This is a genomic window from Denitrobaculum tricleocarpae, from assembly GCF_007004665.1.
Lineage (GTDB): Bacteria > Pseudomonadota > Alphaproteobacteria > Kiloniellales > Kiloniellaceae > Denitrobaculum > Denitrobaculum tricleocarpae.
Genome location: NZ_ML660064.1, coordinates 37025 through 61282, shown reverse-complemented (window position 1 = coordinate 61282; position 24258 = coordinate 37025). Strand labels below are relative to the sequence as shown.

The following is a 24258-nucleotide window of genomic DNA, read 5'->3' as shown; positions in this document are numbered from 1 at the left end:
TCGATTTGACCGCAAGGATCGGAGTGAATCGCAAGCCGGTAAGCTTCATCTTCCTGCTATGCCAGAGGCCTTCAGAGCCGTTGGACAGCAGATTGAGGAAGAACCATGACGATGATCGACGCAGATATCTTTTCACCTGGATCAGAGACTGGTCCGACCGGTTCTACGCGGGGATACCGGAGTGACGATGCCCGCTGGACCGCAGTTCTTGCCCGTGATGAGGGGGCGGAAGGACGTTTTTGGTTTTCGGTCATGACGACCGGTGTTTACTGCCGTCCCTCCTGCGCCGCGCGCCAGCCGCGCCGGGAGAACGTCGCGTTCTACGACCACAGAGCTGACGCGGAAAGGGCGGGTTTTCGGCCCTGTAAACGCTGCCGCCCGGATCTGCCGCCCCGGGCCGAACGTCACCGTGATCTGGTCGCCGCCGCCTGCCGGAGCCTGAGTGATGCGGAGACGCCCCCGGGCTTGGCCGAGCTGGCTGCCGACGCGGGCCTGAGCCCGCATCATTTCCACCGGATCTTCAAAGCGGCCATCGGCGTAACGCCGAAGCAGTATGCGGCTGCGCGCCGCGCGGATCGCATGAAGAGGGCATTGCGGTCCGGCGTGAGCGTGACGGAAGCCATCTACGACGCCGGTTTTGGAGGAAACAGCCGTTTCTACGAACAGGCGGACGCGAGGATCGGGATGACGGCGACGACGTTCAAAAAAGGAGGAGAGGGGATGTCCATCAGGTATGCAACGGCCCACAGCTGGCTTGGGCCGGTGGTCGTCGCGGCAACAGAACGCGGGATCTGCGCGATCCTCTTTGGCGAGAATGAAAGGGGCTTGAAAAGCGACCTGCACGCACGCTTTCCAGGTGCGGTCTTCGAGCCCGCCGAACCCGGTTCCGATTTCCAGCAATGGATCGACGATACCCTGGCCTTTATGAAGGCGCCGGAAGCGCAGTTTTCCCTTCCGCTCGATATTGCCGGTACGGCCTTTCAGGAACAGGTATGGCAAGCGCTGCGCAGAATTCCTGCCGGTCAGACCGCCTCCTACGCCGATGTTGCGCAAGCTATCGGTAAACCCAAATCGGTGCGTGCCGTGGCGCAGGCCTGCGGCGCCAACCCGGTGGCTGTCGCGATCCCCTGTCACCGGGTGGTTCGCAGCGATGGCGGCCTCGGCGGTTATCGCTGGGGGCTTGAGCGCAAGAAGGATCTGCTCGCGCGGGAGCGGGCGGCGTGACGGATAGCGCCCAGTCTTCAAGGTCTCGCTCGGCGGACCTCGCGTGCGCCGGGACCATCGAGGCCCGAGTTGCGGGCTTCGATTGGGATCGCCTTTATGATGAACTCGATGAACGGGGCTACGCGCTGCCGGGCAAACTCCTGAGCCCGCAGGAGTGCGAGAGACTGGTCGGGGACTACGACAGGGAGTCGATCTACCGCAGCCGTGTTGTCATGAAGCGCCATAACTTCGGTCTGGGTGAGTACCGCTACTTCTCCTACCCCTTGCCCGGTCTGATTGAGGGTCTGCGCGCTGCGGCCTATCCCTTCCTGGCCCCTTTGGCCAATCGCTGGGCCGCGCGCATGAAACAGAACCTCCGCTATCCCGAAGACCTCGGGAGCTTCCTTGCCGACTGCCATGCCCAGGGCCAGGAACGTCCGACCCCGCTGATCCTGAAATACGCTGCAGGGGACTACAACTGCCTGCATCAGGATCTCTATGGCGCGACGTCGTTTCCGCTTCAGTTGGCGGTTCTGCTGAACGAACCGGGCCGGGACTTCGAGGGCGGCGAGTTTATCCTGACCGAGCAGCGCCCGCGCATGCAGTCGCGCGCCGAAGTCGTTCCCATAAAAAGGGGCGAGGCGGTGATCTTTTGCGTGAATGAGCGGCCCGTGCAGGGCGCGCGCGGCGACTACCGGGTCAAAATGCGCCACGGTGTCAGCCGGATCAGGCATGGCAATCGCCACACCCTCGGTATGATTTTCCACGATGCGTCTTAGCCCTGCGGGAGGGCGCGTGATCAACCGGCCTATAGCGGAAGCGACTGAATGATAGTGCTCAAGGAGCCTGTGATGAGCGGGGCGAGCAGGGTGAAGAGCGTCGTCAGATGGGTTTTGAAGTTTCCGAACAAGGCGGTGTCGCTCAACCATTCCGGAAGGCCGCTGCCGTCGGCGCTGCGCTTCAGCGCCTTGGCGTAGCTTTTGCTCAGACTTCGCAATCGAAAGAGGTGCGGCGCGTAGGTTGCAATGAGGGTGAGGGTAAAGATAGCGCCCCAGAAAATCGTGACCTCGTCGGCATAAGCCGTGACGATTTTCTCGCCGTCCTCTTTGTAGAGCCGTGCGGGCAGATGAAAAAAAACCGCGGCGGCGATGGTCGTTGATACCAGAACGATACTCAGCGACTGGAAGCCGCGCTTCAGGATCGCGATCTTTGCTTTCAGTTCCGCCTCACTCAGCTTCGGCGCTTCCTTGTCGAAGTCTACAAAGAGGCTCTCTGCGCCGGTGGCCGCGAAGATCACCGCCGCGATGCCGAAAAGAGTCGGGACAATAACCTGGACCCCGAGCATCGTTTGGAGCACGTCGAAGAGGTGGCTGCCGGCATAGAGTTCTCGAAAATTCAGAAAGGTAATCTTATAGGCCGCGAGCCCGGGGTGATTCGTTGCGATCAGAAGCCCGGAAAGCAGCAACAGATAGGCGATCGCAATCGACAAGAGCCTTCGGCGGCTGCTCTTCTCGCAGGCGCGGATGTGATAGAGATTAAAGGCGATGACGACGATGCAGATCAGGATGTGCACGCTGACCGCCGTTGCGTAACCGATGAAACCGCCGCTGTAAGCTGCCGGCTTAAGTTGGGATTGCCACCAGCTTTCCGCCATCGTCGCGCGCAACTCGGTGTCGGGCACGAAGAACTGCAGCGCCAAAAGCGCAATCATCAGCGGGACAATCGTAACGAAAATACGCCAGGGAAAAATCACGGGAACACGCCCAAAAAATCGAAACGTCTACAAACAAGTTCGCACGTTCCAGCGATTTGGGCCAGAGCTAAGAGGTTTCTGCGCCTGTACATCCCGACTGCAGTTGCTGCCTGTACACGCTAACTGTACACGCCGCCTGGGCCTCAGACTGTGCTCAGCAAATCCGTAAGATCCAGCTTGGCGGTCTCCGCCATGATCGCGCTGGCCAGGGGCGAGGGAGGATCGCGGTCGGAGGCGATCAGGCCCACGGAATGCGACACCGAAGGGGCTGTGATGGGAATAGCCTCGAGGCTGTCACCCAATCCGACCATTGCGCTGTAGGCTTGAGGCAGGACGCTTGACCATCGGCCGAAGCGGACATGAGAGTAGAGCGCCGTGATCGAGTTCGCCTCAACCTGCGGCGACACCTCGCAGTTTGCCTGCCGGAACGCCTGATCGACGATCCGCCGGTTCTGCATGTCCGTGGTGAGCAGGCAAAGCGGAATCGCGGACACATCCTGCCAGCTGACGGTCTCACGTCCGGCGAGCGGGCCGTCGGTCGCGGTCACCAGTATATAATGCTCCTGATACAGCGGCAGGGTTTTGACGTGCTTGAGCGGCTCGTTCTCGACATAGGTCAAGCCGATTTCGATCTCGAAGTCTTGAAGTTGCCGCTGGATCTCCACCGAGCTGCGCGAGAGGACCGTTACTTTGACCCCGGGATGTGCCACGCAGAAGGGGGAGGTGAGCAGGGAGACAACCGGCAGGGCCGAGGGGATCACACCGATCGTCAGACGGCCGGATAAACCACCTTTGAGTTCGCTGAGTTCCTGCTCCAGGAACTCGCAGTCCGCCAGAATGCGTTTGGCCCACTCCAGGACGCGGGTACCCTCGACCGTTAAACCGATGTAACGCTTGTCACGCTCGACGATCGGCACACCCAGTTCTTCTTCCAGCTGACGGATCCGCGAGGACAGAGTCGGTTGCGAGATGTTGCAGACGGCAGCCGCGCGCGCGAAGTGCTTCTCCTGAGAGAGCGCGACAAGAAATTGAAGCTGCCTGATGTTCAAAGCTGTCTCCTGGGGCACCGCACGATCGGGCCGCCGTGCAAGCTTTGCTATAGCGCCATTCGTTGAAGCGCTATTCGCTAAAGCCTGGGCGAACCCGGGTCACCGGTGATTTGTCGCATAGCATCTGCTTCAACAAAATTAATAAAAGTCTGACCGCAGGTCAGGCGCGCATTTTCCTGCTCACGGTGCAGATGGCCCAGCCGCTCCAGCAGCCCCTGCGGCAGTGGGCAATGGTGATACCTGAATATGGGTGCGTGACAGCTACGCGAAACGCTCAGGGCTTTTGATCTCTGCAGACCTCAAGGTCTACTTTATCTATATTTATCAGGAGTTTGCCTGCGTTCTCAAAGTTCACCGTGACGCGTGCGCCAATCGAGGACTGGATTTGGCCGACGCCCCAATCCGGTTCGTCGGGGTGGCGGACGAAAACGCCGGGAACCAGATCGTATCGCATTGGCCTCTTGAGCGGAAAAATCCAAGGGTTTTCAATTCAGAAGTTAGTGTATAAGGAGCATTGTATGAGGGGAAGCGCAAAAGGCGAATCGCGCCTTTCCCATCTATTCAGGAGTTTCGTGCGCTGCCGGGCATAAACGCTCTGGCGAGGGTCTATTGGGGTGTTGCTGACGCGGATTGCTGGAACCGCCGATGCGGCAGGACGGTGCGAGGTTGCTACGGCGTTGGTCGGGAAAAAACGAAAGTGGAAGCGTAGTCATGACGTCGCAAATTGATTTCCGGGTTCTGGAACTTCTTTCTTCACGACTCTGTCACGACCTGGTCGGGCCTATCGGGGCGGTCGGAAACGGTCTCGAACTGCTTGAGGACGAGAGTTTCGATATGGCGGATGACGCCATGAAGCTTGCCAATGCCAGCGCCCAGCAAGCTGCCAACGCCCTCCAGTTCTATCGCTTGGCCTACGGCGTGGCGGGCAGCCGTATCGGTTCGGATTTTGGCACCCTGCGCACGCTGGCGGCCGGTTTTGTGTCTCATTCAAAAGCGGAATTGGACTGGCCGGACAGCCCTGCGCCGGACGAAGGCCCCGAAGATCTTGGAAAGCTGATCCTGAATATGATCGCTCTGGCAGCTGAGGCTTTGCCCCGCGGCGGCCACTTGACGGTTGACGTGATCGCCCGGCCGGATGGCGTCACGCTGTCGGTTCTGGCGGCAGGGGAGAACGCCGGTCTGCGGCCCGAAGCCGAGATCGCCCTGAAACCCGACGTTGCTATTGAAGATCTCACCGCGCGCAATGTTCAGGGCTATTTCACCCGCTTGCTCTGCCGCCGGATGGGGAGTGACCTCAGCGTCGAGGCCTCGGTTCCCGGACGGGTTCGTTTTCTGGCGGAGTTCTGAGTGAAGGAACTTTCCCTCGTCTCGTCCGGTCTGATCTCGTCCCGCCGCGTTACGCCACAGTGATCTTGTAACTCTGCTTCTCTGCTTTCGCGCGGAAGAAAAACCTGCACGAGCGTTTCTTCTGGAAGCGAGGCCGGCTTGGGCAGGGCGGCAGAGCGAAACCGGATTCCCAATTCATGATCCAAGTCGTTGTTCCTGCTGGGATGCCTGATTTTCCCAGGTTTCTTCTGTTATTTCTCCTCGTAATTCGACTTGCGAAAGCCTCTCAATTGCACCATAGTCGCGATTGAAAGTGATTTGCAGTTTCTTCTCTCCATGCCTCGGAGCTGATTGGAAGAAGGTTCATTGTCCGGCTAGGGACAGTGGGGGAGGAGATCCGCGCGACGCTCAAAAGCTTCAGACGGACTTACAGGAGACCAAGTAATGAACAAACTATTCCGCAGACTGGGCGCTGGTGTCGCCGGCGTGGCTCTGGCGGTCACCGCCGCTGCGGCCGGCGCAGAAGAGCTCAATCTCTACTCTTCGCGTCATTACTCCACGGACGAGGCGCTTTACGATAACTTCACCAAGGCGACTGGCATCAAGATCAACCGTATCGAAGGCAAGGGCGATGCCCTGATCGAGCGGATCAAAAGCGAAGGCGCCAACAGCCCGGCCGATGTTCTGCTGACTGTCGATGTTACCCGCCTGTGGCGCGCCGACCAGGCCGGCCTGTTCCAGCCGACGTCTTCCGCGTCCCTGGAAAAGCGCGTTCCGGAAAACCTTCGTCATCCCGACGGTCATTGGTTCGGTTTCTCGACCCGTGCCCGCCTGATCTATTACGATAAAGCCAAGATCGAGGCCGGTGAAATCAAGTCTTACGAAGACCTCGCTGATCCCAAGTGGAAGGGCAAGGTCTGCATTCGCAAGAGCTCGAATGTCTACAACCAGTCCATGCTTGCATCCATCATCGCAGCACACGGCGAGGCCGCGGCTGAGGACTGGGCGAAGGGCGTTGTCGCCAACTTCGCGCGCGACCCCGTATCGGGCGACACCAACCAGCTTCGCGGCATCGGTTCCGGTGAATGCGAGATCGCGGTTGCCAACTCCTACTACTTCGTCCGTTTGCTGACCAATCCGAAGGATTCGGACAAGGGCCTGACCGACAAGCTCGGCTATGTCTTCCCGAACCAGGATGATCGTGGAACCCACGTCAACGTATCGGGCGCAGGTGTCCTCGCGAACGCACCGAACCGTGACGCCGCAGTCAAGTTCCTCGAGTACCTGGCGAGCGACGAAGCCCAGGGCTACTTTGCCAACGGCAATAACGAGTATCCGGTGGTGGCCGGTGTGGCACCGGCCTCGGCAGTTGCCGGTCTCGGTGACTTCAAGGCCGACCCTGTGAATGTTGCGGTCTTTGGTGACAATCAGCCTGTTGCACAGAAGATTTTCGATCGGGCCGGCTGGAAGTAACAGCCTCCCATCAGCGTTTTCTGACAAGAAGCCCCGTCGGTTCGGCGGGGCTTTTTTTGTGTACGCTTGCCAAAGCACCCAAATGACACAGGTTGTTGTGTACTGTAAAAACACTACTGATAGTTCGGGAGGGTACTGTGCAAGATCTTCATCAAGCCTGTTCATGTCTCCGTGCAAAAAAATCTCAGTTAAACCACTTTTTCTCACGTCGTCGAACCTGGTTTTCGGCGACCTCGCTCGCCGCGGTCACTGTTGCTGTGACCATGGCTGCTGTTCCGCTTGCCCAGGCAGCGGACCTGGTGGCCAAGGAGCTTCGTGGGTACCGCAGCCTCGAGGTGATCCTCGATGACGACGCTGCGGATTGCGCCCTTGATGTCCGCGATAAGGAAATTCGGGCCCATGCGGTTTCGGCCATGGAAAAGCTCGATCTGATTGAAACCCCCGATGCCCAGGTCGATGCCTCGCTGGTCGTGGGCAACATTGCCTTCGGCGCGCTCAACGTTGAATGCGCGCTGCATGTCGAGCTGTCGTTCCATACCGGCATCCCGGCGCAGAACATCACCGGGGTGGACGCTGAAACCCGGGCCATCCTCGACCGCATGGGGGCCTTGCCGGTCACGGTGTGGAACCGCAGCGCCTTCGGCGTTGCCGCGCAGAGAGGCCTGACGAAAGAAGAGGCTTTCGAGAAAGCCTATATCCGCGTGACCGAGATGACGGATTTGCTCGTCGATATCATTGCGGAGCAGCGCCAGTAAAAGACCGCAAACATAAAAAGGCTCCAGAGGTCAAAAGACCGCATCGCTTCGGCATGCTTTGGGGCCGGATTAAAAAACCGCGCCATCTTCCGGCGGCCGCCAGGCCGCCGGCTTTTTTTGCGGTTCGGGGGAGACCATAGACCAAGGGACGCGTCATCTTCAGATATGATATAAATGTCCATATGAACGTTCATTTGAAATAAATCCTTCATTGAACTGTGCCCGGTCTGAAGCATTGCAGCGGTACTTTGCAGCATGATGAGGAACGCGTTACCTGCCAATACGCCCGCCACCACGTCGGCCACGGCGATGGATGATGCCATTTCGGACCGTCAGGCCCTGATTGCCGAGCGCGTGCGCCAGCGCGGGTTTCAGACGATTGCCGAACTCGCCGCGCACTTCGAAGTGACCGGCCAGACGATCCGCCGGGACGTGCATGAACTGAGCGAGCGCGGAATCCTGAAGCGCCGTCACGGCGGTGTCGAACTGCCGGAGCCGGGTGCGAACCTCAGCTTCGCCGACCGGCAGATTCTCAATCTCACAGCGAAGGAACAGATCGCCCGGGCTGCGCTCGGGCAGATCCCCAACGGCGCCAGCCTCGCCGTCAGCATCGGGACGACGCCCGAAATCGTGGTGCGGCATCTGACCCACCACCGCGATATGAAAGTCTTCACCAACAACATCATGGCGGCTTTGAGTGCCTGCACCCTGCCGAGTGCGGAGGTGCACATCCCAGGCGGCATGATCCGGGCCGGCGCGCGTGATCTGGTCGGCCCGGCGGTCGAGTCCTTCTTCGCGCAATACAAGGTCGATATCGGCATCTACGGTGTCGGCGGTGTCGATGCCGACGGTGGCTTGCTGGACTTTCATGAGGATGAGGTGCGCGTGCGCGAGGCCATCCGCCTGAACTGCCGCAAAGCCTTTTTGCTGTTGGACGCCACCAAGTTCGGACGCGCGGCGCATGTGCGCGGCGGCCACATCGCCGACGCCGACGTGGTTTTCTCCGACTACCGGCCGCCGCAGTCGGTCGAGGCGGCTCTGGCTGACGCCGGCCGGGAGTTTGTACTCTGTGGGGCGGAGGAAGCAGCATGAAGGGAGTGGGCATTGAAGTGCGCGCGCTTACCAAACGCTGGGAGGAAACCACCGCGGTCGATGCTGTGTCCTTCTCGGCTTCGGCGGGCCAGTTCACTGTATTGCTGGGACCCTCGGGCTGCGGCAAGTCCACGACCCTGCGCCTGATCGCCGGTCTGGAAGAGGCCAGTTCCGGACAGATTCTGATCGATGGCGACGACGTCACACGTCAGCCTCCGAACAAACGCAAGATCTCCATGGTCTTCCAATCCTACGCACTTTTTCCGCACCTGAGTGTCGCCGAAAACATTCTCTTCGGCCTGAAGGTCCGCCGCGTCCCAGCGCGCGAACAGTCGGATCGTCTCGAAAAGACCGCGGCTCTGCTGGGACTGAGCGATCTGCTCAAGCGGCGGCCGAGTCAGCTTTCGGGCGGGCAGCAGCAAAGGGTTGCGCTCGGACGTGCGATCATCGCGGAAAAGCCGATCTGCCTGATGGACGAACCGCTCTCGAACCTGGATGCCAAGCTGCGCCACGAGATGCGGATCGAGCTGCGCGCGCTTCAGCAGAAACTCGGACTGACCATGGTCTACGTGACCCATGATCAGGCGGAGGCCATCAGCATGGCCGATAAGATCATTGTGCTGAATGGCGGGCGGGTCGAGCAGGCCGCCACGCCACGGGCCCTCTATGAAACGCCCGCCAGCCTCTTCGCCGCGCGTTTCATCGGCACCCCGCCGATGAACCTGCTGCGTCTTGCCCGGCAGGACGGCGGTTGGATGATTGCCGGAGACGCGGCGCCTTTCGCTAAGCAATTCGAAGGGCCGTTGCCGGACGAACTCTATTTCGGCGTGCGTCCGGAGGATCTGAGCCTTGCCGGCGAGGGAGGTGTGCCCGCTGTGGTCGAGGCTGTCGAATACCTGGGCGCCGACAATATGATCGACTGCCGTATCGGAACCGAGCGGCTGACGGCGCGCCTGCCGCACCATTTTAAGATCACGCCGGGTGAGACCATCCGGCTGACCTGGGCGCCCGGTGCTGCCCACCTTTTCAATGCCTTGACGGAGGAGCGGCTGGAGGAAGCGTCACGGCTTCTCGCCCGATCAGCCGGGCCGCCGCGTGACGAGACGAGAGAGCTGTCGGCGCCGCCCGCGTCGGCAGCACAGGGACCTCGGTAAAGACGAAATCAACCCGACCATAAAAGTCCGTAAGAAAAGACCAAAAGGAGACCAGGAAAATGTCGTTTATGAGCAGATTTGGAGTGACAGCCGGCGCGCTTGCGCTGAGCGGTTTTCTCGCCGGCGGCGCGTCTGCCGTTGACCTTCAGTTCTATTTCCCCGTGGCGGTTGGCGGTAAAGCCGCGGACACCATCGAGGAACTGACCGCGGAATACGTCGCCGCCAACCCGGGCGTCAATATCGATGCGGTCTATGCCGGCAGTTATCAGGACACCATCACCAAGACCCTGACGGCGGTCCGGGGCGGCACCGCGCCGCAGCTTTCCGTGATCCTCTCGGTAGATATGTTCACCCTGATCGAAGAGGATGCCATCGTGCCCTTCGAAGATCTGGTGACCTCGGCCGAGGGCAAGCTCTGGATGTCCTCCTTCTATCCGGCCTTCATGGAGAACAGCCGCACCGGTGGCAAGACCTACGGCATTCCCTTCCAGCGTTCGACTCCGGTTCTCTACTGGAACAAGGAAGCCTTTAAGGAAGCGGGCCTGGATCCCGAGACGCCGCCGGCGACCTGGCAGGAGATGGTCGAATTCGGCAAGAAGCTGACCAAGCGCGATTCCAATGGCAATGTTTCCCAGTGGGGCCTGCGGATTCCCAGCTCGGGTTTTCCCTACTGGCTCTTCCAGGGGTTGACCACGCAGAACGATGTCATTCTGGCCAACGATGCGGGAAACGAGACCAACTTCGATGACCCGGCAGTGGTCGAAGCGCTGCAGTTCCTCGTCGATCTCTCGACGGAACACAAGATCATGCAGCCCGGCATCGTCGAGTGGGGCGCAACACCCAAGGCCTTCTTCGAGCGCGAGACGGCCATGATGTGGACCACGACCGGTAACCTAACCAACGTTCGTGCCAATGCCCCCTTCGACTTCGGCGTGGCCATGCTGCCCGCCAACAAGCGCCGGGGCGCACCGACCGGCGGCGGCAACTTCTACATCTTCGCCGACTCCACCGACGAGCAGAAAGCCGGCGCGCTGGACTTCATCAAGTGGATTACCGCACCGGAGCAGGCGGCGCGCTGGACCATTGCGACCGGCTATGTTGCGCCGCGTCCCGATGCCTGGGAAACGCCGGCGATGAAGGCCTATGTCGCCGACTTCAAACCGGCTCTGGTGGCCCGCGATCAGCTGGAGCACGCGGTTGCGGAACTCTCGACCTATCAGAACCAGCGCGTGACCAGGATCTTCAACGATGCGCTGGAATCCGCGATCACCGGCAAGAGCAGCCCTGAGGCCGCGCTGAAGGAAGCCCAGGAAAAGGCCGACCGCATCCTGAAAAAGTACCGGTAGGAAAGACCGGATTGAGCCGGTGGACCGGGGGCTGCAGCCCGGTTCGCCGGCTCATCTTTCTCAATTCATGATCAAGTTCAATCGAGGATAAGGGGAGGGCGGATGCATCGGCGCATGGAATGGATCTACGCCTGGCTGTTGCTGACGCCTGCCCTGATCCTGCTGTTTGCCTTTACTCATTACCCCGCGGTCACGACTTTCTGGGCGAGCTTCTTCTCGACGCCGCGCGGCCGCCGTGAGGCGGAATTCGTCGGGCTGGAGAACTACGTCACCTTGCTCGAGGACGAGACCTTCTGGCAGGTGCTGGTGAACAACGCCTGGTATGCGGGGATCACGATCCCGGTCTCGATTGCTTTGGCGTTGATCATGGCTCTTTGGGTTGACGGCAAGCTGCGCGGCCGCTCCTTCATCCGCATGGCGTACTTCGCGCCCACCGTGCTGCCGCTGATCGCGGTCGCGAACATCTGGATGTTCTTCTACACCCCCGGTTTTGGATTGATCGATCAGGTGCGCGGCCTCTTCGGCCTGGGCGAAGTGAACTGGCTGGGCGATCCGGATCTGGCGCTGGGCTCCGTCATCGTGGTCGCGATCTGGAAGGAAGCGGGCTTTTTCATGATCTTCTACTTGGCGGCCCTGCAATCGATCCCGCCGAGCCTGCGTGAGGCGGCTGATATCGAAGGCGCTAGCCGCTGGACCTATTTCCGGCGCATCGTCTTTCCGCTCCTGATGCCCACCACCCTCTTTGTCTCGATCAATGCCGTGATCAATTCCTTCCGGCTGGTCGACCATATCTTCGTGATGACCAACGGCGGACCGGACAACGCCAGTTCCCTGCTGCTGTTTTATATCTACGAGACCGCCTTTCAGTACTGGGAGACCGCTTACGCCTCGACGCTGACGGTCGTGCTCCTGCTCCTGCTGTCGCTGCTGGCGATCGGGCAGTTTTTCTTCTTCGACCGCAAGGTGCACTACAGATGAGCCTCCAGGATCTGAATGCTCCCTCCGCCAAAAGCCGCTTGTCTGCCGTTCCCCGCTTCGACTTCGACAGGACGCTGAACACCATCGGCGCCTGGACGCTCGGGCTGCTGTGGTTCCTGCCGGTCATCTACGGCCTCTGGACCGCGATCCATCCCGGCGAGTTCGCCACGCGCTTCGAGCTCTTCGCGCCGCTGACCACCGATAACTTTGAGCGCGCCTGGAACGCCGCGCCCTTCGCCCGCTACTTCCTGAACACGATTCTGCTGGTCACCTTTATCCTGATCGGACAGTTCATCCTCTGCACACTGGCCGCCTACGCTTTTGCGCGCTTTACCTTCCCGGGACATAACCTGCTTTTCACGCTGGTGCTGCTGCAGTTGCTGGTGATGCCCGACATTCTGATCGTCGAGAACTATGCGACCATGCGCGTCCTGGGTCTGGTGGATACCATCGTCGCCATCGGCCTGCCCTATATTGCCTCCGGCTTCGGTATCTTCCTGTTGCGCCAGACCTTCAAGACCGTGCCCAAGGAACTGGAGGACGCGGCGCGGGTCGAGGGGGCAGGGCCGCTGGGTATTCTTTGGAAAGTCTATGTCCCGTTGGCCAAACCCACCTATCTGGCCTACGGACTGGTCTCGGTCAGCCACCACTGGAACAACTTCCTCTGGCCGCTGATCATCACCAATTCCGTCGAAACCCGTCCGGTCACCGTCGGGCTCTCGATTTTCGCTTCTGTGGATCAGGGGGTGGACTGGTCGCTGATTACCGCGGCCACCCTGATGACCTCCGGCCCGCTGCTGATCGCCTTCCTGCTGTTTCAGCGGCAGTTCGTTCAGAGCTTCATGCGCGCCGGGATCAAGTAGGCCCGAGCCCAGACACGAACCAGGTCACGAACCGGGTTACGAACGGGGGCCCGAGCCGGGGCGCGAACGGGCGATGGCGCGGGTCAAAAGGATCAGGGGCGGAATAGAGACAATCACGATGGCGAGGGATGGGATCGAAGCTTCCGTCAGCCTTTCGTCCGAAGCCAGGTTATGGGCCTGGATGGCGAGGGTGTCGAAATTAAAGGGCCGCATGACAAGGGTCGCCGGCAGTTCCTTCATGACATCCACGAAGACCACCAGACCGGCGGTCAGCAGGCTGCCCCACATCAGGGGCATATGCACCCGCCAGAGGGTGCTGGCCGCGCTTTGGCCCAGGGTGCGCGCGGCATCGTCCATCGAAGGTCTGACCTTGCCCAGGCTGGCTTCCACCGTATTGAGCGAGACGGCCATGAAGCGCACCAGATAGGCAAACACCAGGGCCGCGATGCCGCCGGTGAGCAGCAGTCCTGTCGAGATGCCGAAGCTGCTCTCCATCCAGGCGTCGACCGCATTGTCCAGGCGCGCGAAGGGGATCAGGACTCCCACGGCGATGACCGTACCGGGCACGGCGTAGCCCATCGATGCGATCCGCACCGCGAACCTGGAAAGGCTGTTCGGGTTCAAGCGCACCCCATAGGCCATCACCAGGGCGATAACGACGGCGATGCTTGCCGTTATGGCTGCAAGGGTGAAGCTGTTGAAGACAAGGTCCAGAAAACGGGACGTGATCAGGGCGGTTTCACTCTCCAGCGCCATGGAGATCAGGAGGATGCAGGGCAGCAGGAAACCCAGGGTCAGGGGCAGGCCGCAGGCCAGAAAAGCAAGGATCCCCCGGCTTCCTCGCAGCTCATAGCGCGGCAGGTTCTGATAACGGTTCGTGGCCTGATGATAGCGGGCGACCCCCCGGTTGAGGCGTTCCATCAGCAGAATGGCGAACACGAAGGCGAGCAGGACGGAAGAGAGCTGACCGGCGGCAATCCGGTCGCCAAAGTCGATCCAGGCCCGCACGATCCCGGTGGTAAAGGTCTGAACCCCGAAGAACGACACGGTTCCGAAATCGGCCAGGGTCTCCATCAGAGCCAGGGCGGTGCCGGCGGCGATCGAGGGGCGGGCCAGGGGCAGGGCCACGCGCAGGAAGCTGCTGCGCGGGCTGCAGCCGAGCGTCCGGCTGACTTCCAGTGCGCAGATCGATTGTTCGAGGAATGCCGCGCGCGCCAGCATATAGACATAAGGGTAGAGCACCAGCGACAGCATGGTTATGGCGCCGCCCAGCGATCTGACCTCGGGAAACCAGTACTCCCGGAAAGAAAGATCCCAGGTGTCCCGGATCCATTGCTGCAGAGGGCCGCTGGGCTGCAGGAAGTCCGTATAGGTATAGGCCATGACGTAGGCAGGGACCGCGAGTGGCAGAATCAGCGCCCACTCGAAGATACGCCATCCCGGAAACCTGCACATGGTGACCAGCCAGGCGGTCGTGGTGCCAATAATGGGAACGCAAATGCCAACACCCAGAATGAGCAGGGTCGTGTTAATGGTGTAGTTCGGCAGAACTGTCTCAACCAGGTGTTGCCAGGTTCCCGAGCCACTGGAAAAGACGTTGGCCAGGACACTGATCACCGGGATTGTCAGCAGGCAGGCAATCGCCAGCGACAGCCATGTAAATGCGGAGAGTTCGCCGAACGAGCGTATGACGTCGCGCAAACGAAGGCTGATAGCTTCCCCTAAGCCTGCCCGCGTATCAACTCCCGGCGGGCCCTGGCGCACATCGTCCGTCACGAAGATCCCACCTTTACAAGCATTCCTTAACCACCCGATCCCTCTCGCCGGGATGGTCAAGAGACTGAATCGTCTACACATAAGCTTCTTGAGGCCCGGTGCGTTCGCGCCGCCGAGTTGACGGAAAGCGGCCGGATCCCATAGCACTGGCTTCAGACCGCGGTTTCCGAAAGCTCGGGATTTCACACCGGTCTGTGCGCCTCCGTTTCACATGCCTTCATTCCGATTTTGGTCACGCACTCTTGCGCCCAAAACACCTGTCTTCAGGCTCTGTGAAGCAGAAGTGATTTATAACTAACAACGCGACGCGTTCGCAAACAATGCTTTGTTCAAAAATTTGTCTCAGGTCTCTGTGGAATTAAAGAGCGGCGGTCGCATTTGTAGACGTTTGAATACGCGTCAACCTGGATACGCTGCCCCCATGGATTCTCTCCAGGGTTGGAAAGGGCAATTTTCAAGAGAAAAAATTTAAATTTTTCAGTGATTTATCTATCGCGGGTAGGAGCATTGCAGCAGTAAGGGCTTATTAAGCTCTGTTTGGCACTCTAACGCTGAAGCGGAGGCTTAGTTAACACCTGCAAAGTTTCCCGTTTAAAATTCAAATCACTATCATGGGGCAGCGGTCATGGACGACCTGTTGAGTGAATTTTTGACCGAGACCAGCGAGGGATTGTCGACACTTGATGTCGAGATCGTGAAGCTCGAGCAGAATCCAAATGATGCGGACTTGCTGGGAAACATCTTCCGGCTGATGCACACAATCAAGGGAACCTGCGGGTTTCTCGGATTGCCGAGGCTGGAATCGGTTGCACATGCGGGGGAGAACATCCTTGGTAAGGTACGTGACGGCGAACTGGTCGTCACCGGACCGATCGTATCCCTGATTCTGGAATGCCTCGACCAGATCCGCGACATTCTCAACGCGCTTGAGGCAACAGAGGCCGAGCCCGAAGGTGATGATAGCGAGCTGATCAGCCGGTTGAATGCGGCTGCAGAAGGGAATATGGCGGACGCGCCTGCGGAGGCTGCTGCACCGGCGGCGGCCCCGGCGGAAGCCGCGCCTGCAGCAGCTGAGCCCGAGGCGGAAGCCGAGGAAGAGTTCGTCCCGACGCCTGCGTCCGAGACCGGCAATATGAACGTGATGGCTGAAGAGCCGCAGGCCGAGGCCGTGGCCGAAGAGCCGGCCGCCGAGGCCGCGCCTGAGCCTGTTGCCGAGACGCCGGCACCCGCCGCGCCGGAAGCACCCGCCGCTGCGCCGCCTGCACCGGCGGCAGCCGCGAAAAAACCGGCCGGAAATCAGGAGGTTGCCAAGGAATCTTCCGTTGCCAACCAGTCAATCCGCGTCAACGTTGATCTGCTCGAAAATCTCATGACGATGGTGTCCGAGCTGGTGCTGACCCGGAACCAGACCCTGCAGATCCTGCGCGGGCAGAAGGACAGCGAGTTTGCCGCGCCGCTCCAGCGCCTGAACCACGTGGTGTCGGAGCTGCAGGAAGGCGTCATGAAGACCCGGATGCAGCCTATCGGCAATGCCTGGGCGAAGCTGCCCCGTATCATCCGCGATCTTTCGCTCGAACTGGACAAGAAGATAGATCTGGTTATGAAGGGCGCCGAGACCGAGCTTGACCGTCAGGTTTTGGAACTGATCAAGGATCCGCTGACCCACATGGTCCGGAACTCCGCCGATCACGGCCTGGAGATGCCGGAGGATCGTATCAAGGTCGGCAAGCCCGAGACCGGTAAGGTTTTGCTCAATGCATTCCATGAAGGCGGCCACATCATCATCGAAATCGTCGATGACGGCCGCGGCCTCGCCAGCGCCAAGATCAAGGAAAAGGTTCTGGCGAACGGCCTCGCCACGGAAGCCGAACTGGAATCCATGAGCGAACAGCAGATTCAGCAGTTCATCTTCAAGGCCGGTTTCTCCACCGCCGCTGCCGTAACTTCGGTATCGGGCCGGGGTGTCGGCATGGACGTGGTCCGGACCAACATCGAGAAAATCGGTGGTACGGTCGAGCTGAAGTCAGTCGAAGGCAAGGGAACAACCTTTACCATCAAGATCCCGCTCACACTTGCGATTGTATCGGCATTGATCGTGGCCTGCGGCCGCGAGCGCTTCGCCATTCCGCAGCTTTCGGTCGTCGAGTTGGTCCGGGCGTCCGGCAACTCCGAGCACTCGATCGAGCGGATCAACGATACGCCGGTTCTCCGCTTGCGTAACCGTCTTCTGCCGCTGGTCAATCTGCGTGAGCTTCTCAAGCTGCCGCCTCAGGAAGCCGAAGGTCCCGTCGGCAGCGAGAGCGATGAAGCTTCCGAGACTGCGGAGCACGCGGAAATGGCCGATGCGGAGAGCAAGAGCCCAGAAGACACGACAGGCCTTATCAAGAACGACAACTTCATCGTCGTGGCCCAGGTCGGAACCTACAGCTTCGGCATCATTGTCGACCGGGTCTTCGACACCGAGGAAATCGTGGTCAAGCCTGTCGCACCGATCCTGCGCGACATTCAGCTCTTCTCGGGCAATACGATCCTGGGCGATGGAGCCGTTGTCATGATCCTTGATCCCAATGGAATTGCCGCTGCAACCGGTGAAATCGCCGTTTCCGGTTCTGCCGCGGAAGGCGCGGCCGAGCGCCATGCCGGCAACAATGCGGAAACCGTTGCCATGCTGGTCTTCCGGGCAGCAGACGAAGCGCCCAAGGCGGTGCCTCTTGGTCTCGTTGCGCGGCTTGAGGAAATCGATCTTGCGAGCGTCGAGAATTCCGGCGGTCAGCGGGTCGTTCAGTATCGTGGCGCCCTGATGCCGCTGGTGCAGATGGACGGCAAGGAACTGAAGTCGGAAGGGCGCCAGCCCGTCCTGGTCTTCAGCGACCGGGATCGCACCATGGGCCTCGTGGTCGACGAGATTGTCGACATCGTCGAAGACCGCATGAACATCGAGCTCGGCACCGAGAAACAGGGCTGTATCGGCAGTGCCATCATCGACGACAAGGCAACCGACATCATCGATGCCAGCTTCTACCTGCAGCAGGCCTTCTCGGATTGGTTTGCCGGCGGTGAGCGCGGTGACGGTGCTGAAGAGGGCGGATCCAAGATCCTGGTGGTCGACGACAGCCCCTTCTTCCGGAACCTGCTTGCACCCCTGCTTTCAGTCGCCGGCTATGAAGTCACGACGGTCGAATCCGCGGCGGAAGCCTTGGAGCTTTGCGAAGCGGGCAAGGTCTTCGACGTCATCGTCTCCGACATCGAAATGCCTGGTATGAGCGGCTTCGAGTTTGCCGAAACCGTCAAGAACAACACGCGCTGGGCCAATGTTCCACTGGTCGCGCTGTCGTCCTTCGCTTCGCCCAACGATCTGGCGCGGGGCCGCGAAGTCGGCTTCACGGATTATGTGTCCAAGAATGACCGTGATGCCCTGCTTCACACCCTGAAAGACACCCTAGCTGAAGTAAGAGGTGCCGCATGAGCGAGCAAATGGAAGTTTCCACCTCGGCCTCGGTCGCACAGACCGACGAGTACATTACCTTTGTGATTGCGGGCCAGCTGTTCGGCGTTCCGGTTCTGAAGGTCCAGGATGTCCTCAGCCCGCAGCAGATCACACCGATCCCGCTGGCGCCGCCTGAGATTGCCGGATCGCTCAACCTGCGTGGCCGGATCGTGACCGCGATCGATGTCCGGCTTCGTCTCGGCCTGAATGGCCGCGATGAGGGGGACGAGGGCATGAGCATCGTCGTCGAGCACGACAGCGAGCTCTATAGCCTGATGGTTGATTCGGTCGGTGAAGTCCTTCAGCTGAAAGCAAGCCACTTCGAACGAAATCCTCCGACATTAGATCAAAAGTTTAGAGAGTATTCAGACGGTATTTACCGTTTAGACGATAAGCTACTGGTGGTGTTGGACGTAACTCGTCTTCTCGACTACGGCCGCGAGGTCGCCGCGTAAGGCAAGTTATCGAAGGCACGTGAAAAAAATGTTAGAATTTCATGAGTTTACAACTCGATCCGGAGTCTCAATATGAAGTCCTGCCTGATCGTCGACGACTCTAAAGTCGTTCGAATGGTGGCCCGAAAAATCCTCGAGGGTCTCAACTTTGCAATCGACGAGGCTGAAGATGGCCAGAAGGCCATTGAGGCGTGCGAGAAAAACATGCCTGATGCCGTACTGCTCGATTGGAACATGCCTATCAAAAGTGGCATCGAGTTCCTTGTCGACCTTCGCGCCATGAAGGATGTCGAGCAGCCTGTCGTGGTTTTCTGCACGACGGAAAACGACATGTCGCACATCCAGGAAGCCATCCAGGCCGGTGCGAATGAGTACATTATGAAGCCGTTTGACAGCGAGATTATCGAATCGAAATTCACGCAGGTGGGTTTGATTTGATCATGGCTGTTGGTGAAGCTTCAGCAACCGGTCTGACGGGTCCTTATAAGGTGATGATAGTCGATGATTCGGCTGTGATCCGGGGCCTTCTGACGCGTGCGCTTGAGTCGGATCCACAGATATCAATCGCTGCTTCCGTTCAGAACGGCAAAATCGCCGTCTCGACCCTGGAACGTCAAAAGGTCGATGTGGTGGTTCTCGATATCGAGATGCCCGTTATGGACGGAATGACCGCTTTGCCGCTGATCATAAAGACTCAGCCCGGCGTCAAAGTGATCATGGCTTCGACCCTGACCCTGAAGAATGCCGAAATCAGCATGCAGGCACTGCAGGCTGGCGCGGCTGACTACATTCCCAAACCGACTTCGACCGGGAGCATATCTACCGCCGGCGATTTCAAGCGGGAACTGACGGAGAAGGTCAAAGCTCTGGGCCTCGCGGCCCGGGGGGGAACACAAGCGCCGGTCGCGGTTCCGGCTCAGACGACTGCTTCGGACACTGTCGTGGCCAAGCCGGTATCGGCGAAGAGACCGATACAGCTCCGGCCGATGCCGACGATGATTCCGGACATCATTGCGATCGGCAGCTCGACTGGCGGACCGCAAGCGCTTTTCGAGGTGATGAAAAGCCTCTCGGGAAAGGTGACGCAGCCGATCCTGATAACACAGCATATGCCGGCGACTTTTACGAAGCTGCTGGCGGAGCATATTTCACGAGTGAGTGGGATGACCTGTAACGAAGCAACGGACGGTGAAGCGATTGTGGGGGGGCAGGCCTACGTGGCGCCTGGCGATTACCACATGGTGCTTGAAGCCGAGGGTGGAAACAAAGTCATCCGTTTAACGCAAGATCCACCGGAGAACTTCTGCAGACCATCGGTCGATCCGATGCTCAGAAGTTTGAGTAAAATCTATGGGCCCAAACTTCTCGTCATCATTCTGACGGGGATGGGGTCTGATGGGCAACGAGGCTCTGAAGTTGTCACTGCGGCCGGTGGCGCAGTGGTCGCTCAGGACGAAGCGACAAGTGTTGTTTGGGGGATGCCTGGCGCAGTAGCCAGCGATGGTCTTTGTTCGGCTGTTTTGCCGCTCAAGGAGATCGGTCCCCAGGTGCTAAAGCTTGTTATGAGGTCGGCGGCATGAACGTGAACGATTTCGAACTCATTTCTCAACTCCTGAAAAAGCGTTCGGGGTTGGTTCTTTCGGAAGACAAGGCATATCTGCTGGAAAGCAGATTGAATCCTGTCGCGCGCAAGTGGGGCCTCAGCGGCTTCGACGAGTTGGCGCAACAGGTCCGTAAGACCAACGACGAAAAGCTTTTGGTTGATATTACCGAAGCCATGACGACCAATGAGTCGTTCTTCTTTCGGGACCAAAAGCCGTTTGATCAGTTCCGGGACGTCGTACTCCCGTACCTGCTCGAACACCGGGCGCCGAAAAAGTCGATCAGGATCTGGTGCGCTGCCGCGTCAAGCGGGCAGGAGCCATATACCTTGGCGATGCTTCTCAAGGAAGCACAAGCCAAGCTGGCCGGCTGGCGGGTTGAGATTGTGGGAACCGATATTTCCCAGGAAATTCTCGATAAGGCCAAGGAAGGCGTGTACTCGCAGTTCGAAGTGCAACGCGGCCTTCCGATCAACCTTCTGGTCAAGTACTTCACCCAGGTTGAGGATCGTTGGCAGCTGAACGATGAAATCCGCAACATGGTGACGTTCAAGAATTTCAACCTTCTGAACAGCATGTCCGGGATGGGCCAGTTCGATGTGATCTTCTGCCGGAACGTTCTGATCTATTTCGATCAGCCGACCAAGACGCAGGTTCTGGATCAGATGGCGGGTCTTTTGGCGAACGACGGGTTCCTCTATCTCGGCGGTGCCGAGACGGTGCTGGGAATCTCCGACCGCTTCCTGCTGATCCCCGGACAGCGCGGAATCTACGGTCTGGCCAACGAAGGCGCCGTCAAGAAAGCCGTGTGATCTTAAGAGACCGCCGCCGCCCGGTCTGGATTTGAACGGCAGGTGACTGCCTGTAGGAGAGGCTGATCGATTTACTTTGTCTGAAGTGAATCGGTCAGCTTTTTCTTTTGTGAGGGCGCGATTGTGTTTTGCCGGCAGGGCGGAACACGGTCGCGCTCTTTGCATCTGCGTCCATGTCCAACCTGCTGCACCGCAGATGACATCGGAACAAGCCTGCGACTGGTCGTGAACCGGCACAGGGTCTTTTCGTGGCGAGGGAAGGGGGGACAGGAGAGTTTTTACCCCCACCGATCTGAGGCGGCTTCCGGGTCGCGCCGGGGCCTAGGAGCACGGCCGCCGGCAAACGCTTCCAGCAAGACCCGGCAAGACCCACCGTAAGGCCTTGAGGGGCACCAGTGGGAAGGAACCAGCCTTTTGCGGAAGGCAGGACAAGTAAAGGGCCCGCACCGAGAGGAGCAGGCCCTTTACTAACCGGACGTGTGGCGGAGAGGCCGAAGACCAGGAGCAGCAAACCCTTCTCAAAGCGCATGCGCCCGAGAACGGGATTGAGGCTCTAAGCGGAAACAGCTTCCTGTTCTGGCTCTGACTTGGTCTGAGGCTGTGCCTCTTGCCCGCCGACCGGATCGCGCAGCACGTAGCCGCGTCCCCAAACGGTTTCAATGTAGTTCGCACCGCCCGTCGCTGCGGAGAGCTTCTTGCGAAGCTTGCAGACGAAGACGTCGATAATCTTAAGCTCAGGCTCGTCCATACCGCCGTAAAGGTGGTTCAGGAACATTTCCTTGGTCAGGGTCGTGCCCTTGCGCAGAGAAAGCAGCTCCAGAATACCGTATTCCTTGCCGGTGAGATGCAGCGGCTGGCTGTCGACCTCAACGGTGCGGGTATCCAGGTTGACCGTGAGCTTGCCGGTTTGGATGATCGAATCCGAGTGGCCTTTGGAGCGGCGGACGATTGCCTGGATCCGGGCGATCAGCTCGCGCTTGTCGAAAGGCTTGGTCAGGTAGTCGTCGGCGCCGACACCCAGTCCCTTGATCTTATCATCAAGACCATTCAGGCCCGATAGAATGAGGATCGGGGTTCTGACCCGCGCGGCCCTCAAACGCCGCAACACCTCATAGCCGTCGATATCCGGCAGCATGAGGTCCAGAATGATAATATCGTAATCGTAAATTTTACCGATCTCGAGGCCATCCTCACCCATATCGGTGGTGTCACATACATAGCCCTCGGACCGCAGCATCATTTCGATGCCTTGTGCCGTCGCAGAATCGTCCTCGACGAGAAGTACTCTCATAGCTCCAACCCAAATGGTTAAGATTAATCAAGATTAAGACCGTTAACCATTTTGGGGAAGCTTTATTAACAAACCCTTACTCAAAGACGGTTATGTACGAACAAATTTTCGCAAAATTTCCAGTAATAATAAGCAGGCGCATATAACACTTTGATAATATTAATAAAAACACTCTTAAGCGAAATCTGTAAAATTTCCGGGACTCAGATCTCGACGCAGCCGGCCGGGGATAAAAATGAGTCGGCGGCGGATTTTTTTAAACAAACCTTAAGCGTAATCGGACATCTTTATCTTCTGCAGGGTTAGCCATAACCCTTTGAATTTCGGATGGTATCGTGCCTCTTTTGTCTTCCTCTCTTCTCAACGAAATCGAACAGGTTCCTTCTTATCAGATCTATGGTCGCGTTGCCGGGATACTGGGCATGCTGGTTGAGGTCGCCGGCCTGGACCGGGTCCTTTCCATCGGCGCACGCTGCAACCTGGTGGCCAGGGGCAACCGGCGCGTTCCGGCGGAAGTCATCGGCTTCCGGGAGAAACGGGCCCTGGTCCTGCCATTCGGATCTCTGGACGGAGTCGGCCTCGGCTGTAAGGCCGAGTTGGCGGATTCGGACCCTGTCATCAGACCGCACCATGCCTGGCTCGGACGGGTCATCAATGCCATGGGCGAGCCGATCGACGGCAAGGGGCCCTTGCCGACCGGCATCGAGCCTTACCGCTTGAGGGCGTCGCCGCCACCCGCACACAGCCGCAGCCGGGTCGGCGCGAAGCTGGATCTCGGCGTGCGCGCGATCAATACTTTCCTGACCTGTTGCAGTGGCCAGCGCATGGGTATCTTCGCCGGTTCGGGCGTCGGCAAGTCCGTTCTGCTCTCTATGCTGGCGCGCTACACCCAGGCCGACGTCAATGTCATCGGCCTGATCGGGGAGCGCGGCCGCGAGGTTCAGGAATGGCTTGAGGACGATCTGGGCGCAGAAGGGCTCGCCCGTTCCGTGGTGATCGTGGCGACCTCGGACGAGCCGCCGCTGATGCGCCGGCAGGCCGCTTATCTGACCCTTGCCGTTGCCGAGTACTTCCGCGACCAGGACCGCGACGTCCTCTGCATGATGGATTCGGTCACGCGCTTCGCCATGGCCATGCGCGAGATCGGACTGGCTGCCGGCGAGCCCCCCGCGAGTAAAGGCTATACCCCATCGGTTTTTGCCGAGCTGCCGCAGCTGCTGGAACGTGCCGGTCCGGGCGTCGGCAAGGGCTCGATCACCGGTCTCTTCACGGTTTTGGTAGAGGGCGATGATCACAACGAACCTGTCGCCGATGCCGTGCGCGGTATTCTGGACGGCCATATCGTGCTCGAGCGTGGCATCGCGGAGCGCAACCGCTATCCCGCAATCAACATTCTGCGCAGCATTTCGCGTACCATGCCCGGCTGCAATTCGGACGCCGAAACCGCGCTGGTGACCCGCGCGCGCGGTCTGCTCTCGACCTACGAGGATATGGCGGAACTGATCCGCATCGGCGCCTACAAGCAGGGCAGCGACGCGGCGACGGACGAGGCGCTCGCCTACTACCCGGCGCTGGAAAGCTTCCTGTCTCAGGGCCGGACTCAAAGGTTCCAGATCGAAGACGGATATGCCGAGCTCGCGCGTCTGCTCAACGAAGCCTGGCCTGCTGAGGAGACAAACGCTCAGCCTGGCGTGGATGCTCTGCAAGGGGCAAATGCCGAAGCTCAAGCCGAGAGAGTTGCCTGAGCGGGGGGACTTGATCCAAGAGGCGCATCTGGTAGGCCGGCCAGGGGGCGAACCGCTTCAGGTTTTTCCTGACGAACAGACAAGGTTCTCGATGCAAGT

21 protein-coding genes are annotated in these 24258 nt (G+C 59.4%); 16 read left to right on the top strand and 5 right to left on the bottom strand.

Annotated features, from left to right (window positions below):
- Positions 1–105: 105 nt before the first annotated feature.
- Positions 106–1224: a bifunctional DNA-binding transcriptional regulator/O6-methylguanine-DNA methyltransferase Ada gene (ada, locus tag FKG95_RS26415; protein ID WP_246116909.1), complete on the top strand. Its 1119-nt coding sequence runs from the start codon at positions 106–108 to the stop codon at positions 1222–1224.
- On the top strand, positions 1221–1982 hold the full coding sequence (locus FKG95_RS26410) for a 2OG-Fe(II) oxygenase (protein WP_142899460.1): 762 nt from the start codon (positions 1221–1223) through the stop codon (positions 1980–1982). Before ada ends, FKG95_RS26410 begins: the two co-directional genes overlap by 4 nt.
- Before the next feature lie 29 nt (positions 1983–2011).
- Here FKG95_RS26410 and FKG95_RS26405 read toward each other — a convergent pair whose 3' ends face one another.
- The 3 genes from FKG95_RS26405 to FKG95_RS26395 all read right to left on the bottom strand — a co-directional run bounded on the left by FKG95_RS26405 (position 2012) and on the right by FKG95_RS26395 (position 4459).
- A complete protein-coding gene (locus FKG95_RS26405) occupies positions 2012–2956 on the bottom strand; it encodes a hypothetical protein (protein WP_142899459.1) in 945 nt (314 codons plus the stop codon).
- A 143-nt stretch (positions 2957–3099) separates the two neighbouring features.
- Positions 3100–4005, bottom strand: coding sequence for a LysR family transcriptional regulator (locus FKG95_RS26400; protein ID WP_142899458.1), 906 nt, complete (start codon positions 4003–4005; stop codon positions 3100–3102).
- Between the two features lie 274 nt (positions 4006–4279).
- Complete coding sequence (locus tag FKG95_RS26395; protein ID WP_142899457.1) at positions 4280–4459, bottom strand: DUF3553 domain-containing protein; 180 nt, start codon at positions 4457–4459, stop codon at positions 4280–4282.
- Positions 4460–4716: 257 nt separating this feature from the next.
- On the opposite strand from FKG95_RS26395, the gene FKG95_RS26390 reads away from it, so the two are divergent.
- The 8 genes from FKG95_RS26390 to FKG95_RS26355 all read left to right on the top strand — a co-directional run bounded on the left by FKG95_RS26390 (position 4717) and on the right by FKG95_RS26355 (position 12992).
- The gene (locus tag FKG95_RS26390; protein ID WP_179954299.1) at positions 4717–5352 is read left to right on the top strand and encodes a histidine phosphotransferase family protein; all 636 of its coding nucleotides are present in this window, start codon (positions 4717–4719) and stop codon (positions 5350–5352) included.
- Positions 5353–5775: 423 nt separating this feature from the next.
- The gene (locus FKG95_RS26385) at positions 5776–6804 is read left to right on the top strand and encodes a Fe(3+) ABC transporter substrate-binding protein (RefSeq protein WP_142899455.1); all 1029 of its coding nucleotides are present in this window, start codon (positions 5776–5778) and stop codon (positions 6802–6804) included.
- A 263-nt stretch (positions 6805–7067) separates the two neighbouring features.
- The gene (locus tag FKG95_RS26380) at positions 7068–7559 is read left to right on the top strand and encodes a hypothetical protein (protein ID WP_142899454.1); all 492 of its coding nucleotides are present in this window, start codon (positions 7068–7070) and stop codon (positions 7557–7559) included.
- Positions 7560–7814: 255 nt separating this feature from the next.
- On the top strand, positions 7815–8651 hold the full coding sequence (locus FKG95_RS26375) for a DeoR/GlpR family DNA-binding transcription regulator (protein ID WP_218940380.1): 837 nt from the start codon (positions 7815–7817) through the stop codon (positions 8649–8651).
- Positions 8648–9805 carry an ABC transporter ATP-binding protein gene (locus FKG95_RS26370; RefSeq protein ID WP_142899453.1) on the top strand — a complete coding sequence of 386 codons (1158 nt, stop codon included), beginning with the start codon at positions 8648–8650 and terminating at the stop codon, positions 9803–9805. The genes FKG95_RS26375 and FKG95_RS26370 overlap by 4 nt, the downstream gene beginning before the upstream one ends.
- 68 nt (positions 9806–9873) lie before the next feature.
- Positions 9874–11151: an ABC transporter substrate-binding protein gene (locus tag FKG95_RS26365; RefSeq protein WP_218940379.1), complete on the top strand. Its 1278-nt coding sequence runs from the start codon at positions 9874–9876 to the stop codon at positions 11149–11151.
- A 114-nt stretch (positions 11152–11265) separates the two neighbouring features.
- A complete protein-coding gene (locus tag FKG95_RS26360; RefSeq protein ID WP_246116908.1) occupies positions 11266–12129 on the top strand; it encodes a carbohydrate ABC transporter permease in 864 nt (287 codons plus the stop codon).
- Complete coding sequence (locus FKG95_RS26355; protein ID WP_142899450.1) at positions 12126–12992, top strand: carbohydrate ABC transporter permease; 867 nt, start codon at positions 12126–12128, stop codon at positions 12990–12992. Before FKG95_RS26360 ends, FKG95_RS26355 begins: the two co-directional genes overlap by 4 nt.
- Before the next feature lie 36 nt (positions 12993–13028).
- Here the strand turns inward: FKG95_RS26355 and FKG95_RS26350 are convergent, their stop codons facing one another.
- Positions 13029–14768 (bottom strand): ABC transporter permease, encoded by a 1740-nt coding sequence (locus tag FKG95_RS26350; RefSeq protein WP_246116907.1) that lies wholly within the window; start codon positions 14766–14768, stop codon positions 13029–13031.
- Positions 14769–15393: 625 nt separating this feature from the next.
- Between FKG95_RS26350 and FKG95_RS26345 the strand changes: the two genes are divergently transcribed.
- The 5 genes from FKG95_RS26345 (at position 15394) to FKG95_RS26325 (ending at position 21123) form a co-directional block, all read left to right on the top strand.
- On the top strand, positions 15394–18234 hold the full coding sequence (locus FKG95_RS26345) for a hybrid sensor histidine kinase/response regulator (protein ID WP_142899448.1): 2841 nt from the start codon (positions 15394–15396) through the stop codon (positions 18232–18234).
- Positions 18235–18242: 8 nt separating this feature from the next.
- Positions 18243–18710, top strand: a complete 468-nt coding sequence (locus FKG95_RS26340) for a chemotaxis protein CheW (protein ID WP_425456782.1) — start codon at positions 18243–18245, stop codon at positions 18708–18710.
- A 72-nt stretch (positions 18711–18782) separates the two neighbouring features.
- Entirely contained in the window at positions 18783–19148 is a 366-nt protein-coding gene (locus FKG95_RS26335) for a response regulator (protein WP_142899446.1), read from the top strand.
- Complete coding sequence (locus FKG95_RS26330; protein ID WP_425456781.1) at positions 19145–20290, top strand: protein-glutamate methylesterase/protein-glutamine glutaminase; 1146 nt, start codon at positions 19145–19147, stop codon at positions 20288–20290. The genes FKG95_RS26335 and FKG95_RS26330 overlap by 4 nt, the downstream gene beginning before the upstream one ends.
- Entirely contained in the window at positions 20287–21123 is an 837-nt protein-coding gene (locus FKG95_RS26325) for a CheR family methyltransferase (RefSeq protein WP_142899445.1), read from the top strand. Before FKG95_RS26330 ends, FKG95_RS26325 begins: the two co-directional genes overlap by 4 nt.
- Before the next feature lie 553 nt (positions 21124–21676).
- Here FKG95_RS26325 and ctrA read toward each other — a convergent pair.
- A complete protein-coding gene (ctrA, locus tag FKG95_RS26320) occupies positions 21677–22414 on the bottom strand; it encodes a response regulator transcription factor CtrA (protein ID WP_142899444.1) in 738 nt (245 codons plus the stop codon).
- A gap of 335 nt (positions 22415–22749) precedes the next feature.
- Here ctrA and fliI point away from each other — a divergent pair, with 335 nt between their 5' ends.
- Positions 22750–24159, top strand: a complete 1410-nt coding sequence (fliI, locus tag FKG95_RS26315) for a flagellar protein export ATPase FliI (RefSeq protein ID WP_142899443.1) — start codon at positions 22750–22752, stop codon at positions 24157–24159.
- The last annotated feature ends 99 nt before the right edge of the window (positions 24160–24258 follow it).

Coding starts and splice junctions, on each gene's coding strand:
- ada (WP_246116909.1), top strand. CDS start 106: ATGACGATGATCGACGCAGATATCTTTTCACCTGGATCAGAGACTGGT.
- FKG95_RS26395 (WP_142899457.1), bottom strand. CDS start 4,459: ATGCGATACGATCTGGTTCCCGGCGTTTTCGTCCGCCACCCCGACGAA.
- FKG95_RS26390 (WP_179954299.1), top strand. CDS start 4,717: ATGACGTCGCAAATTGATTTCCGGGTTCTGGAACTTCTTTCTTCACGA.
- FKG95_RS26385 (WP_142899455.1), top strand. CDS start 5,776: ATGAACAAACTATTCCGCAGACTGGGCGCTGGTGTCGCCGGCGTGGCT.
- FKG95_RS26380 (WP_142899454.1), top strand. CDS start 7,068: ATGGCTGCTGTTCCGCTTGCCCAGGCAGCGGACCTGGTGGCCAAGGAG.
- FKG95_RS26375 (WP_218940380.1), top strand. CDS start 7,815: ATGATGAGGAACGCGTTACCTGCCAATACGCCCGCCACCACGTCGGCC.
- FKG95_RS26370 (WP_142899453.1), top strand. CDS start 8,648: ATGAAGGGAGTGGGCATTGAAGTGCGCGCGCTTACCAAACGCTGGGAG.
- FKG95_RS26365 (WP_218940379.1), top strand. CDS start 9,874: ATGAGCAGATTTGGAGTGACAGCCGGCGCGCTTGCGCTGAGCGGTTTT.
- FKG95_RS26360 (WP_246116908.1), top strand. CDS start 11,266: ATGGAATGGATCTACGCCTGGCTGTTGCTGACGCCTGCCCTGATCCTG.
- FKG95_RS26355 (WP_142899450.1), top strand. CDS start 12,126: ATGAGCCTCCAGGATCTGAATGCTCCCTCCGCCAAAAGCCGCTTGTCT.
- FKG95_RS26345 (WP_142899448.1), top strand. CDS start 15,394: ATGGACGACCTGTTGAGTGAATTTTTGACCGAGACCAGCGAGGGATTG.
- FKG95_RS26340 (WP_425456782.1), top strand. CDS start 18,243: ATGGAAGTTTCCACCTCGGCCTCGGTCGCACAGACCGACGAGTACATT.
- FKG95_RS26335 (WP_142899446.1), top strand. CDS start 18,783: ATGAAGTCCTGCCTGATCGTCGACGACTCTAAAGTCGTTCGAATGGTG.
- FKG95_RS26325 (WP_142899445.1), top strand. CDS start 20,287: ATGAACGTGAACGATTTCGAACTCATTTCTCAACTCCTGAAAAAGCGT.
- ctrA (WP_142899444.1), bottom strand. CDS start 22,414: ATGAGAGTACTTCTCGTCGAGGACGATTCTGCGACGGCACAAGGCATC.